Annotated in this window: 15 protein-coding genes; 12 read left to right on the forward strand and 3 right to left on the reverse strand. The window is 63.2% G+C overall.

What is annotated here, in order from left to right; all coding sequences use genetic code 11:
• Window positions 1–111: 111 nt before the first annotated feature.
• Window positions 112–642 carry an RNA polymerase factor sigma-70 gene (locus F3J44_RS12985; protein ID WP_167065584.1) on the forward strand — a complete coding sequence of 177 codons (531 nt, stop codon included), beginning with the start codon at window positions 112–114 and terminating at the stop codon, window positions 640–642.
• Window positions 643–741: 99 nt separating this feature from the next.
• Here the strand turns inward: F3J44_RS12985 and F3J44_RS12990 are convergent, their stop codons facing one another.
• Both F3J44_RS12990 and F3J44_RS12995 read right to left on the reverse strand, forming a co-directional pair.
• Window positions 742–1,752: a GNAT family N-acetyltransferase gene (locus F3J44_RS12990; RefSeq protein WP_167272957.1), complete on the reverse strand. Its 1,011-nt coding sequence runs from the start codon at window positions 1,750–1,752 to the stop codon at window positions 742–744.
• A 63-nt stretch (window positions 1,753–1,815) separates the two neighbouring features.
• Window positions 1,816–2,616 carry an ABC transporter substrate-binding protein gene (locus F3J44_RS12995; RefSeq protein WP_167065578.1) on the reverse strand — a complete coding sequence of 267 codons (801 nt, stop codon included), beginning with the start codon at window positions 2,614–2,616 and terminating at the stop codon, window positions 1,816–1,818.
• 163 nt (window positions 2,617–2,779) lie between these two features.
• On the opposite strand from F3J44_RS12995, the gene F3J44_RS13000 reads away from it, so the two are divergent.
• Both F3J44_RS13000 and F3J44_RS13005 read left to right on the forward strand, forming a co-directional pair.
• Window positions 2,780–3,331 carry an exonuclease domain-containing protein gene (locus tag F3J44_RS13000; RefSeq protein ID WP_167065575.1) on the forward strand — a complete coding sequence of 184 codons (552 nt, stop codon included), beginning with the start codon at window positions 2,780–2,782 and terminating at the stop codon, window positions 3,329–3,331.
• Window positions 3,332–3,405: 74 nt separating this feature from the next.
• A complete protein-coding gene (locus F3J44_RS13005) occupies window positions 3,406–3,690 on the forward strand; it encodes a pyrimidine/purine nucleoside phosphorylase (RefSeq protein ID WP_013973489.1) in 285 nt (94 codons plus the stop codon).
• A gap of 110 nt (window positions 3,691–3,800) precedes the next feature.
• Here the strand turns inward: F3J44_RS13005 and F3J44_RS13010 are convergent, their stop codons facing one another.
• Entirely contained in the window at window positions 3,801–4,493 is a 693-nt protein-coding gene (locus F3J44_RS13010; RefSeq protein WP_167272959.1) for an alpha/beta family hydrolase, read from the reverse strand.
• A gap of 49 nt (window positions 4,494–4,542) precedes the next feature.
• Between F3J44_RS13010 and ccoN (F3J44_RS13015) the strand changes: the two genes are divergently transcribed.
• The 9 genes from ccoN (F3J44_RS13015) to ccoG all read left to right on the forward strand — a co-directional run bounded on the left by ccoN (F3J44_RS13015) (window position 4,543) and on the right by ccoG (window position 13,051).
• Complete coding sequence (ccoN, locus tag F3J44_RS13015) at window positions 4,543–5,967, forward strand: cytochrome-c oxidase, cbb3-type subunit I (protein ID WP_167065569.1); 1,425 nt, start codon at window positions 4,543–4,545, stop codon at window positions 5,965–5,967.
• 13 nt (window positions 5,968–5,980) lie between these two features.
• The gene (gene ccoO / locus F3J44_RS13020; protein ID WP_167272962.1) at window positions 5,981–6,589 is read left to right on the forward strand and encodes a cytochrome-c oxidase, cbb3-type subunit II; all 609 of its coding nucleotides are present in this window, start codon (window positions 5,981–5,983) and stop codon (window positions 6,587–6,589) included.
• A gap of 11 nt (window positions 6,590–6,600) precedes the next feature.
• Complete coding sequence (locus tag F3J44_RS13025; RefSeq protein ID WP_205299867.1) at window positions 6,601–6,801, forward strand: CcoQ/FixQ family Cbb3-type cytochrome c oxidase assembly chaperone; 201 nt, start codon at window positions 6,601–6,603, stop codon at window positions 6,799–6,801.
• Complete coding sequence (gene ccoP / locus F3J44_RS13030) at window positions 6,798–7,739, forward strand: cytochrome-c oxidase, cbb3-type subunit III (protein WP_167065563.1); 942 nt, start codon at window positions 6,798–6,800, stop codon at window positions 7,737–7,739. Before F3J44_RS13025 ends, ccoP (F3J44_RS13030) begins: the two co-directional genes overlap by 4 nt.
• Window positions 7,740–8,150: 411 nt before the next feature.
• A complete protein-coding gene (gene ccoN, locus F3J44_RS13035; RefSeq protein ID WP_167065560.1) occupies window positions 8,151–9,593 on the forward strand; it encodes a cytochrome-c oxidase, cbb3-type subunit I in 1,443 nt (480 codons plus the stop codon).
• A complete protein-coding gene (ccoO, locus tag F3J44_RS13040; protein ID WP_012315407.1) occupies window positions 9,593–10,201 on the forward strand; it encodes a cytochrome-c oxidase, cbb3-type subunit II in 609 nt (202 codons plus the stop codon). Before ccoN (F3J44_RS13035) ends, ccoO (F3J44_RS13040) begins: the two co-directional genes overlap by 1 nt.
• A gap of 5 nt (window positions 10,202–10,206) precedes the next feature.
• Window positions 10,207–10,398: a cbb3-type cytochrome c oxidase subunit 3 gene (locus F3J44_RS13045; RefSeq protein WP_167065557.1), complete on the forward strand. Its 192-nt coding sequence runs from the start codon at window positions 10,207–10,209 to the stop codon at window positions 10,396–10,398.
• The gene (gene ccoP, locus F3J44_RS13050) at window positions 10,395–11,366 is read left to right on the forward strand and encodes a cytochrome-c oxidase, cbb3-type subunit III (protein WP_167272964.1); all 972 of its coding nucleotides are present in this window, start codon (window positions 10,395–10,397) and stop codon (window positions 11,364–11,366) included. Before F3J44_RS13045 ends, ccoP (F3J44_RS13050) begins: the two co-directional genes overlap by 4 nt.
• Before the next feature lie 269 nt (window positions 11,367–11,635).
• Window positions 11,636–13,051, forward strand: a complete 1,416-nt coding sequence (ccoG, locus tag F3J44_RS13055) for a cytochrome c oxidase accessory protein CcoG (protein WP_167065551.1) — start codon at window positions 11,636–11,638, stop codon at window positions 13,049–13,051.
• Window positions 13,052–13,065 lie beyond the last annotated feature (14 nt).

Here is a 13,065-nt window from a genome sequence, read left to right on the forward strand (position 1 = left end):
CATTAACTTCCGTATTTGACAATCATTATCATTACGAATAGTTTGTCGCACGTCGTAGGAAGCGTCCCAAATCAGTGCGCTCCCTTTCCCCTTCGAGACAAGGTGATTTCCATGGCGGAACAACTATCCACAAGTAAGTGCGATTCACCATTACTCCAGGCGTTCGTCGACAATCGCAGCATTCTGGTGAAGATCGCAGCCCGCATCACTGGCTGCCGCTCGCGCGCCGAGGATGTGGTGCAAGACGCCTTCTTCCGGCTCAGCGCCGCCCCGCAGATCACCTCGTCGTTCAAGGCCCAGCTCAGCTACCTGTTCCAGATCGTGCGCAACCTGGCCATCGATCACTACCGCAAGCAGGCCATGGAGCTGAAGTACTCGGGCAGTGAAGAGGAAGGCATGAACGTGGTGATTGCCAACGCATCTCCCGAAGCCACCCATATCAACCTGGCGGCCCTGGAAAACATTGCCGAGGCGTTGAACGAACTGCCCCAGCGCACCCGCTATGCCTTCGAGATGTACCGTTTGCATGGCGTGCCGCAGAAGGACATTGCCAAGGAGCTTGGCGTGTCGCCAACCCTGGTGAACTTCATGATCCGCGATGCCCTGGTGCATTGCCGCAAGACGGCTAATCGGCAGGCTTGAGATTTGCAAGGGGGCGCTTTTCGCGCCCCTATCGCGACCTGCGGTCGCTCCTACCATTGGCGCGATACGTGGTAGGGGCGAGCGTGGGTCGCGGTGCGTTCAAACCAGCTTGCAACGGTCGAAGAACCGCTCCCGCCCCAGAATCATCAGTGCCGCACGTTTGTGCGGGAAATCGAATTCCTTGTCGCAATGGAAGCACTGGTCGTGCATGTAGCCGATCATCTTGGCATTGTCGGCGCGCGGCTCGGCCACCACCCGCTGGGTGCGCGGGTCGTCGAGGAACAGGTAGTGCACCAGCGCTGACAGCCAGCTGGCCACTTTGTGCGGGCCACGGTGGCTTTCCTCGCCCACCAGCATGTGGATGCCACGGTCGTAGTCATCGGCCGGGTAGAACGGCGCAATGCGGTCTTCCTTGGCCCAGTACGCCTCGAAGTAGGCGAACGGCTGGTCGTCGAAACAACCGATGAGGGTCAGGGTATGCGGGTCGTCCGCCTGCTTGGTCAGGTACTCGCGGTGCTGCTCGAGCGAACCCCCTTCCTGCCAGAATTTTTCCACCCGCGGGTTGTTCTGCCAGCGGTTGAAGCGCTCCAGGTCCTGGTCGACGTCCAGGGTACGCAGCGACACCCAGCTCCCCAGGCGCGCATCGAAGCGCCGGTACACCTCGCCCTGGGCCTTGGGTGCGCGGCGTGGGTGGCGCTTGCCGTTGCTGAGCAGCATCTGCTGTGGGTAGGGGCTTGAGGGCGCGACGAGCCAAGGCTCCGGCAACTGCCAGAACAACGCCCGCTCGCACAGGTATACACCGGCCTGCTCCGTGGCCAGCAGCAAGCCGCTGGCCAGTGCCCCGCCGAGTACCTCGGGCAGGTGCACGACCAGGCGCTGGCGCGCAGGCTCGCGCGACAGCAACCAATAGCACACCGCCCACAAGGCCTGCTGTGGGCGCTCGGGGCACAGTTGCCGAACATGCACGGCCAGCGTGTCACCCGGCTCCAGTTTCGCCTGAATCAATGGCCGGCCTTCAAGGGTGAGGCTTAGCTGGCTGTCGCCCTCATCGGCGCTGAGGCTGCGCCAACGGGGCAGTGACTGAGGCGGTGAAGCGGCATCGAACGGCATGGTTGGGCTCACAAGAAAATGGAAGGAAGGCTGACTGGTGAAACGTCGTCAAAGCCCCGGAATTTAGTCGCCCGGCACAGCAACGCTGATCTGGTACGGCTGGAAGATGCGCGCCAGCTCGCCGTTTTCGCGCAAGCCGCGCAGCAAGGCAGCGAACTGCCGATCGTTGATGGGCGAGCCCGGTCGCAGCAGGGCATAGTGGTGGTACACCTGGTCAACGCGCTGGGAAGCGAACAGCTGCCTGTCGCTTTCACGGTTGCGGCGCAGGAAATCGCTGAGGTACGAGCGCGTCACCAGGGCGATGTCGGCGCGGCCGTACTGCACCATCAACAGGTTGCTGTCGTGGGAATAGGTCAGGGTCGCGTTGAAGGCCTTGCGCAGGTAATTGGGGTCGGGGTTGAAGCGGGCGAAGGCGTAGTGGTAGCCGTTGAACAGCGCCAGGCGCTTGCCCTCCAGCTCATCGAAGTAATGCTGGTCGCGGTCGGCGGCCTTGCGCGCCACGAACACCTCGGCGTCCTCCAGGCCCATGTCGACGGTCTGGTGGGGAATTTGCTGCCAGCCCCACTCGGGGTTTTCGAAGATCGCCATGTCGGTGCGCGCTTGCTGGAAATCACCAAAGCGGCGCTGGATCGAGGTGGGCACCAGGACGAAGCGGTAATCGGCCTGCAAACGGTTCAGCGCCTCGACCAGTTGCGGCAACAGGCCGGTGTCGGCGCCCTGCTCCGGGCGCACGGTATACGGTGGGAAATGCGCAGCGCCGATCTTCACGTCCAGGGGCTGGCCGGCCCACGCTGGCACCGCCAGCCATGCCATGGCCAGCATCAACAGGGTGGACAGGGCCTTGAGGCCGGGCGTGGGAGTCAAGACGGACGCTCATCTCGGTTCATACCTGGATGCGCCTAAGCTAGGCGTTTTCCCGCCAGGGCACAACCGCTGGTTAAGCCAAAGTGAGGGCAAAGTGCCAGGAGATGCCGTGTGGCCGCACATTGGCTACGCTGCTTGGGCATGTATGACGACGGAGCCTGGTATGGGCCACTGGTTGGTGATCGACCTGGAAGCTACCACCGATGACGGTGGCTGGCCGGTCACGGAGATGGAAATCATTGAAATCGGCGCCAGCCTGGTGACCCGGGAAGGCCGCGAGGTGGACCACTTCCAGCGCTTCGTGCGGCCCAGGCGGCGGCCGCAACTGACGCCGTTCTGCCGGGAGCTTACGCACATCAGCCAGGCCAGCGTCGACAGCGCCGCGGCGTTTCCAGAAGTATGGGAGCGTTTCGAACGCTGGCTCGGGCACCACCGTGGGCAGTTGCAGGCGTGGGTCAGCTGGGGCGACTACGACCGCCAGCAGCTGCTGCAGGAATGGCAGCAGCACGCGGTCGACAGCCTGTTGCGCCAGCTGCCGCACATCAACCTCAAGCAGCGCTTCGCCAAGGCTCGCCACCTGCAGCGCCCAACGGGGCTCAACGGCGCCCTGCAACTGGCCGGCATGCAGTTTTGCGGGCAGCAGCACCGGGCCTTGGAAGACGCGCGCAACACCGCCCGGTTGCTGCCATTGAGCCTGCCCGCCAACGGCGCCTGAAAGCAGATGACGGGGCCAGTGGGCTTGGGCATACTGGCCAGCCCTTTTTCATCCCCCCTTTTCAGGAGTCGCCCATGTTCCAGGTCAACGAGTACTTCAACGGCACCGTCAAGTCGATCGCCTTTGCCGGCGAAGAAGGCCCTGCCACCGTGGGCGTGATGGCCCCGGGCGAATACGAGTTCGGTACTGCCAAGCGCGAGATCATGCACGTGGTGTCCGGCGCGCTGACCGTGAAGCTGCCAGGCAGCGACAACTGGGAAACCTTCAATGCCGGTGACAAGTTCAACGTACCGGCTGACAGCAAGTTCCAGCTGCAGGTGAAGGTCGATACCGCTTACCTGTGCGAGTACCGCGACTAAGCGCTGGCCTGTACCGGCCCTTTCGCGGGGCAAGCCCGCTCCTACAATGCCATGCCCTAGGGTCATGCAATCCCCTGTAGGAGCGGGCTTGCCCCGCGAAGCATCCAGCACTAGTCCTTCAAGAAACCCGCCACCGCTTCGGCTGCAACCTGCAGATGTTGCGCATGGCTGAACCCCGAAGCCTTCAACGGCTTCAAGTCATGATCCCCCGCCACCAGCCAGCTCACCTCGATCGAGGGTGACAAGGCGTACCCTTCAACCGCTTCCCGGTTGCCCAACGCATCGCGCTCGCCCTGCACGATCAACGTGCGCGTGTGCAAGCCCGCCAGGTGCTCGACCCGTGGTTTTTCCGGCTTGCCCACGGCATAGAACGGATACCCCAGGCACACCAGCGCATCGGCCTTCAGCTCGTCGGCCAGCAAACTGGCCATGCGCCCGCCCATCGACTTGCCGCCAACCGCCAACCGCCCCGTGACCAAAGGTCGCACCTGGCGATACACCTCGCGCCAGCATTCAAGCAGCACTTTCTGTGGATTGGGTGGCCGCTTGCCACCGCCCGCGCGCCGTTCAGCCATGTAGGGAAACTCGAAGCGAACCACCCCAACCCCAAGCGCGGCCAGCCTTTGCGCCATGTCGTTCATGAAATCGCTGTCCATCGGCGCCCCGGCGCCATGGGCCAGGATCAGGCAGGCGCCAGCGCCCCCCTGCCCCCCGGTTTGCGGGGGATCGCAGCGCAAGCCTGGGACATTTCCGATCTTCGCCCATTGATCCCCGTCAATACCGGCAATTTGCCCGTCTTTCATGCTTGCCTCGCTTCATAGCCTGCCAATAACCGTGGATGGGAACCCATACATGAACACAACCAGCAGTACCGCCTATAACTACAAGGTGGTCCGCCAATTCGCCATCATGACGGTGGTGTGGGGAATCGTCGGGATGGGGCTCGGCGTCTTCATCGCCGCCCAGCTTGCCTGGCCGTCCCTCAACTTCGACCTCCCCTGGACCAGCTTCGGCCGCCTGCGACCCCTGCATACCAATGCGGTGATCTTCGCCTTCGGCGGCTGTGCGCTGTTCGCCACGTCCTATTATTCGGTGCAACGCACCTGCCAGACCACCCTCTTCGCGCCGCGCCTGGCCGCCTTCACCTTCTGGGGCTGGCAACTGGTGATCGTGCTGGCGGCCATCACGCTGCCGCTGGGCTACACCAGTTCCAAGGAATACGCCGAGCTGGAGTGGCCGATCGACATTCTGATCACCATCGTCTGGGTGGGCTACGCCATCGTGTTCTTCGGCACACTGATGAAACGCACCACCAAGCATATCTACGTGGGCAACTGGTTCTTCGGCGCCTTCATCCTCACCGTGGCGCTGCTGCACATCGTCAACAACCTGGAACTGCCGGTCAGCCTGACCAAGTCGTACTCGGTGTACGCCGGGGCCACCGACGCCATGGTGCAATGGTGGTACGGCCACAACGCGGTGGGCTTCTTCCTCACCGCAGGCTTCCTGGGAATGATGTACTACTACGTGCCCAAGCAGGCCGAACGCCCGGTGTATTCCTATCGCCTGTCGATCGTGCACTTCTGGGCGCTGATTACCCTGTACATCTGGGCCGGCCCGCACCACCTGCACTACACCGCCCTGCCGGACTGGGCGCAATCGCTGGGCATGGTGATGTCGCTGATCCTGCTGGCGCCGAGCTGGGGCGGCATGATCAACGGCATGATGACCCTCTCCGGTGCCTGGCACAAACTGCGCAGCGACCCGATCCTGCGGTTCCTGGTGGTTTCCCTGGCGTTCTACGGCATGTCCACCTTCGAAGGCCCGATGATGGCCATCAAGACGGTCAATGCCTTGTCCCACTACACCGACTGGACCATCGGCCACGTGCACGCCGGGGCCCTGGGCTGGGTGGCGATGATTTCCATCGGCGCGCTGTACCACACCATTCCCAAGGTGTTCGGCAAGCAGCAGATGCACAGCCTGGGCCTGATCAACGCGCACTTCTGGCTGGCGACCATCGGCACCGTGCTGTACATCGCCTCGATGTGGGTCAACGGCATCGCCCAGGGCCTGATGTGGCGCGCGGTGAACAGCGACGGCACGCTGACCTACTCGTTCGTGGAAACCCTGGTGGCCAGCCACCCAGGCTTCATCGTGCGCTTCATCGGCGGTGCGATCTTCCTCAGCGGCATGTTCCTGATGGCCTGGAACACCTGGCGCACCGTCCGTTCGCCGGCGCTCGACAGCGCCCCTGCGAACGCCCAGCTGGCTTGAGGAGACTTGCCTGATGAAACATGAAGTCATCGAGAAAAACGTAGGCCTGCTGGCCCTGCTGATGGTGTTTGCCGTGAGCATCGGCGGCCTGACCCAGATCGTCCCGCTGTTCTTCCAGGACGTGACCAACAAGCCGGTCGAAGGCATGAAACCCTACACCGCGCTGCAGCTTGAAGGCCGCGACATCTACATTCGCGAGGGCTGCGTGGGCTGCCACTCGCAGATGATCCGCCCGTTCCGCGCCGAAACCGAGCGCTACGGCCACTACTCGGTGGCCGGTGAAAGCGTGTGGGACCACCCGTTCCTGTGGGGCTCCAAGCGCACCGGCCCGGACCTGGCCCGGGTCGGTGGGCGCTACTCCGACGATTGGCACCGCGCGCATTTGTACAACCCGCGCAACGTGGTGCCGGAGTCGAAGATGCCGTCCTACCCATGGCTGGTCGCCGAGAAAGTCGACAACAGCCACACCGACACCAAGATGCGCACCCTGCGTACCCTCGGCGTGCCCTACACCGACGACGACATCGCCGGTGCCCGCGATGCGGTCAAGGGCAAGACCGAGATGGACGCGCTGGTGGCCTACCTGCAGGTGCTCGGCACCGCCATCAAGAACAAGAGGTAACCGCCATGGAACTGGATATCGGCATGATCCGCGGCCTGGGCACCCTGGTGGTGATGGTCGCTTTCATCGGCCTCTCGCTGTGGGTGTTCAATCGCCGCCGCGACCATGATTTCGCCGAAGCGCGCCTGCTGCCCTTCGTCGACGACCGCCTGCCCCCTGCCGGGCAGGAACCTGCTGCCATGACTGCGGCTGTGAGGAGCGAAGCGCAATGACCACCTTCTGGAGTACCTACATCAGCGTACTGACCCTCGGCAGCCTGATCGGCCTGGCCTGGCTGCTGTTGTCGACCCGCAAGGGCCAGAGCAACAGCACCACCGACCAGACCATGGGGCACAGCTTCGATGGCATCGAGGAGTACGACAACCCGCTGCCCAAGTGGTGGTTCTGGCTGTTCGTCGGCACCTTGGTGTTCGGCGCTGGCTACCTGGTGCTGTACCCAGGCCTGGGCAACTGGAAGGGCATCCTGCCCGGTTACGAGAACGGCTGGACCGGCGCCAACGAGTGGCAGAAGGAAATGCAAAAGGCCGACGCCAAGTTCGGCCCGATCTTCGCCAAGTACGCCGCCATGCCCGTGGAGGAAGTGGCCAAGGACCCGGCAGCGCTGAAGATGGGGGGCCGCCTGTTCGCCTCCAACTGCGCGGTGTGCCACGGCTCGGATGCCAAGGGCGCCTATGGTTTTCCCAACCTGACCGACAGTGACTGGCGCTGGGGCGGCGAGCCGGAAACCATCAAGGCGTCGATCATGAACGGGCGCCATGGGGTGATGCCGGGTTGGGCCGAGGTGATTGGTGAACAGGGCGTGGCGGATGTGGCCGCGTTCGTGCTGACCAACCTCGATGGGCGCAGCCTACCCGATGGAGCCAAGGCCGACCCGGCGAAGGGCAAGGAACTGTTCGCCAGCAACTGCGTGGCTTGCCACGGGCCTGAAGGCAAGGGCACCCCGGCCATGGGCGCGCCGAACCTGACCCATCCGCAAGCGTTCATCTATGGGTCGAGCTTTGCCCAGTTGCAGCAGACCATTCGCTATGGGCGCCAGGGGCAGATGCCGGCCCAGGCGGAGATCCAGGGCAATGACAAGGTGCATCTGCTGGCGGCTTATGTGTATAGCTTGTCGCAGGGTGGGGCCGCGGAAGCGGTGAGCGCCCAGTGAGTTCGCCGGGAGAGATTCGGCGCCTGTGACACCCAGCGCCGCCCGCGCGGCGCATCGCGAGCTCTGCTCGCTCCTACGCATGTTTGCGATGTAGGAGCGAGCAAAGCTCGCGAAGCGCCGCACAGGCGGCGCTCGATCTCAAACCCACCACACCTCCAAAGCCATTCCCTATACCCCTCCCCCGCAGTACCCCCTCCCTTGCACCCCCCTCGAACGGAACTAAGCTTCATGCCACAGTGGCAATCGCTGCACATGCACCGATTCAGCCCCGGCGCGCAGCCTGTCGCCGGCCAAAAAAAGCTTGACCGATCGATCAGAAAAAGGCGAAAAACGGTACACATTACAAATATTTATTTGTGTACAATCGACGGCACTCAATCAACAAGAACACCAAAACCGTGGAACCTTAGCATGAGCACAGCAATCAGTCCGACTGCTTATAACTACAAGGTCGTCCGCCAGTTCGCCATCATGACGGTGGTCTGGGGGATCCTTGGCATGGGCCTCGGCGTCTTCATCGCCTCGCAGCTGGTGTGGCCGCAACTGAACCTGGACCTGCCCTGGACCAGCTTCGGCCGCCTGCGCCCGCTGCACACCAACCTGGTGATCTTCGCCTTCGGTGGCTGTGCGCTGTTCGGCACCAGCTACTACGTGGTGCAGCGCACCTGCCAGACCCGGCTGATCTCCGACAGCATGGCCGCCTTCACCTTCTGGGGTTGGCAAGCCGTGATCGTCGGTGCGCTGATCACCTTGCCGATGGGCTACACCACCACCAAGGAATACGCCGAGCTGGAATGGCCGCTGGCGATCCTCCTGGCCATCGTCTGGGTGACCTACGGGCTGGTGTTCTTCGGCACCATCGTCAAGCGCAAGACCAAGCACATCTATGTCGGCAACTGGTTCTACGGCGCGTTCATCGTGGTCACCGCGATGCTGCACATCGTCAACCACATCTCGCTGCCGGTGAGCCTGTTCAAGTCGTACTCGGCCTACGCCGGCGCCACCGACGCGATGATCCAGTGGTGGTACGGGCACAATGCCGTGGGCTTCTTCCTGACCACCGGCTTCCTGGGGATGATGTACTACTTCGTGCCCAAGCAGGCCGAACGGCCGATCTACTCCTATCGCTTGTCGATCGTGCACTTCTGGGCGCTGATTACCCTGTACATCTGGGCCGGCCCGCATCACCTGCACTACACCGCCCTGCCGGACTGGGCGCAGTCGTTGGGCATGGTGATGTCGATCATCCTCCTGGCACCGAGCTGGGGCGGCATGATCAACGGCATGATGACCCTCTCCGGTGCCTGGCACAAACTGCGCACCGACCCGATCCTGCGCTTTTTGGTGGTGTCCCTGGCGTTCTACGGCATGTCCACCTTCGAAGGCCCGATGATGGCCATCAAGACCGTGAACTCGCTGTCGCACTACACCGACTGGACCATCGGCCACGTGCATGCCGGTGCCCTGGGCTGGGTGGCGATGATCTCCATCGGCGCGGTCTACCACATGATTCCGAAACTCTACGGCCGCGAGCAGATGCACAGCATCGGCCTGATCAATGCGCACTTCTGGCTGGCGACCATCGGCACCGTGCTGTACATCGCCTCGATGTGGGTCAACGGCATCACCCAAGGCCTGATGTGGCGCGCCATCAACGATGACGGCACGCTCACCTACTCCTTCGTCGAAGCCCTGCAGGCCAGCCACCCTGGCTATATCGTTCGCGCCCTGGGCGGCACGTTCTTCGCCTCCGGCATGTTGCTGATGGCCTACAACGTATTGCGTACCGTACGTGCCGCCAACCCGGAACAGGCTGAGGAAGCCGCCAAGATCGTCGTCGTGGGAGCGCACTGATGAAGCATGAAGCCGTCGAGAAGAACATAGGCCTGCTGGCCTTCTTCATGGTCATCGCCGTGAGCGTCGGTGGCCTGACCCAGATCGTCCCGCTGTTTTTCCAGGACGTCACCAACAAACCCGTCGAAGGCATGAAGCCGCGCACCGCGCTGGAAGTCGAAGGCCGCGACATCTACATCCGCGAAGGCTGCGTGGGCTGCCACTCGCAGATGATTCGCCCGTTCCGCGCCGAAACCGAGCGCTACGGCCACTACTCGGTGGCCGGTGAAAGCGTGTGGGACCACCCGTTCCTGTGGGGTTCCAAGCGCACCGGCCCGGACCTTGCCCGGGTCGGTGGGCGCTACTCCGATGACTGGCACCGCGCGCACCTGTACAACCCGCGCAACGTGGTGCCGGAGTCGAAGATGCCGGCTTACCCATGGCTGGTCGAGAACACCCTCGACGGCAAGGACACCGCGAAGAAACTGGAAGTGCTGCGGACCCTGGGCACGCCGTACACCGACGCCGATATCGCCGGCGCCCGTGACGCGGTCAAGGGCAAGACCGAAATGGACGCCCTGGTCGCGTACCTGCAAGGCCTTGGCACCATCATCAAAAGCAAACGGTGACGCTGATGGATATCGGGATGATTCGCGGCCTGGGCACCGTCGTGGTGATGGTGGCCTTCGTGGGCCTGGCGCTGTGGGTGTTCAGCCCGCGGCGCAAGAAGGACTTCGACGAAGCGACCCAACTGCCCTTCGCGGATGATCCCGGGGCCAGCAGGCACGTCGAGCAAGCAAAAGCTTCTGGGAGCAAACAACAATGACAACCTTCTGGAGTCTGTACGTTACCGTCCTGACCCTGGGCACCATCTTCTCGTTGACCTGGCTGCTGCTGTCGACCCGCAAGGGCCAGCGCGAAGAGGCCACCGACGAAACCGTCGGGCATGCCTTCGACGGCATCGAGGAGTACGACAACCCACTGCCCAAATGGTGGTTCTGGCTGTTCGTCGGCACCATCGTCTTCGCCCTGGGCTACCTGGTGCTGTACCCGGGCCTGGGCAACTGGAAAGGCATCCTGCCAGGCTATTCGTACCTGGATAACGACAAGCAGACCGAGTTCTCCAACGGCGAGCCAGGCTGGACCGGCGTGCACGAGTGGGAAAAGGAGATGGCCAAGGCCAATGCGCGCTTCGGGCCGATCTTCGCCAAGTTCGCGGCAATGCCCATCGAAGAGGTCGCCAAGGACCCGCAGGCACTGAAAATGGGGGCACGGCTGTTCGCCTCGAACTGCTCGGTGTGCCACGGTTCCGACGCCAAGGGTGCCTATGGCTTCCCCAACCTCACCGACAACGACTGGCGTTGGGGGGGCGAGCCGGAAACCATCAAGACCACCATCATGGGTGGCCGCCACGGCGTGATGCCGGCCTGGGGTGAGGTGCTGGGTGAACAGGGCGTGGCCGACGTGGCCGCGTTCGTGACCAGCAAGCTCGATGGCCGCAGCGTGCCGGAGGGCAGCAAGGCCGATGCCGAGAATGGCCAGAAGCTGTTCGCCGCCAACTGCGTGGCCTGCCACGGGCCTGAGGGCAAGGGCACACCGGCCATGGGCGCGCCGAACCTGACCCATCCGCAGGCGTTCATCTATGGGTCGAGCTTTGCCCAGTTGCAGCAGACCATTCGCTATGGCCGCCAGGGGCAGATGCCGGCGCAGGAACAGCTGCAGGGTAACGACAAGGTGCACTTGCTGGCGGCTTATGTGTATAGCCTGTCGCATCAGCCGGAGGCGGCCGAGTAAGGCAGGCCTGGCCCTTTCGCGGGGCAAGCCCGCTCCTACAGAAGCGGGCTTGCCCTGCGAAAGGGCCGGCAAATGCAGCACAAGCTGACCTGGATCAATTGACACCCGCCATAACACGATTCATACCACGAACCCAACGCGACTAAAGGTCGCAGTGCGGCCCCAGGTCGCCATCACCGGCGTATCATGGATCGCAGCAGCCAGACTGCGCACGACCACGGCCGGCACGCACTGGCCGCGGCATTTCACCACTGCCGTGGGAATTGATGATGAGCAAGCACATTCCGGTACATGACGTGACCCCGCCTGCCAGCAAAGGGAAGGATTCCGTCGACCTCTACGCCTCCCGCGAGAAAATCTACACCCGCGCCTTCACCGGGCTGTTCCGCCGCCTGCGCATGGTCGGTGGGGCGGTGTTGTTCCTGCTCTACTTCGGCACCGTGTGGCTGAACTGGGGCGGCCACCAGGCGGTGTGGTGGAACTTGCCCGAGCGCAAGTTCTACATCTTCGGCGCCACCATCTGGCCCCAGGACTTCATCCTGCTGTCGGGCATCCTGATCGTCGCCGCCTTCGGCCTGTTCTTCATCACCGTGTTCGCCGGCCGCGTGTGGTGCGGCTACACCTGCCCGCAAAGCGTGTGGACGTGGATTTTCATGTGGTGCGAAAAGGTCACCGAGGGCGACCGCAACCAGCGCATGAAGCTTGACCGGGCGCCGATGAGCGGCAACAAGTTCCTGCGCAAGTTCGCCAAGCACAGCCTGTGGTTGCTGATCGGCTTCGTCACCGGCATGACCTTCGTTGGCTACTTCTCGCCGATCCGCGAGCTGCTGGGCGACTTCTTCACAGGCCAGGCCGATGGCTGGGCCTACTTCTGGGTGGGCTTCTTCACCCTGGCCACCTACGGCAACGCCGGCTGGCTGCGTGAGCAGGTGTGCGTGTACATGTGCCCCTACGCACGCTTCCAGAGCGTGATGTTCGACAAAGACACCCTGATCGTTTCCTACGACCCGCGCCGCGGCGAAACCCGCGGCCCTCGCAAGAAAGACATCGACTACAAGGCCAAGGGCCTGGGCGACTGCATCGACTGCACGATGTGCGTGCAAGTGTGCCCCACCGGCATCGACATCCGTGATGGCCTGCAGATCGAGTGCATCGGCTGCGCGGCCTGCATCGACGCTTGCGACAGCATCATGGACAAGATGAACTACCCCAAGGGCCTTATCAGCTACACCACCGAGCACAACCTGTCGGGGCAGAAAACCCACATGCTGCGCCCACGCCTGATCGGCTACGCGGTGGTGCTGCTGGTGATGATCGGCGCCCTGGCCACCGCCTTCGCCACCCGCTCGCTGGTCGGCTTCGACGTCAGCAAGGACCGCGTGCTGTACCGCGAGAACGCCCAGGGGCGAATCGAGAACGTGTACAGCCTGAAGGTCATGAACAAGGACCAACGCGACCACGTCTACGTGCTGGACGCCGCCGGCCTGCCCGACCTCAAGCTCGAAGGCCAGCGCGAGATTCGCGTGGCGGCCGGCGACATCGTCAGCCTGCCGGTGCAGTTGTCGGTGGCGCCGGAAAAACTGCCCTCGACCACCAACGAAATCACCTTCATCCTCAAAAGCGCCGACGACAGCGCTGCCGAGGTTGAAGCCAAGAGCCGATTCATCGGCCCACAGATCCGCTGAGAGAGAACCACGAC

Origin of the sequence: Pantoea sp. Tr-811, assembly GCF_011752535.1 — a bacterium.
Taxonomy (GTDB): Bacteria; Pseudomonadota; Gammaproteobacteria; order Pseudomonadales; family Pseudomonadaceae; genus Aquipseudomonas.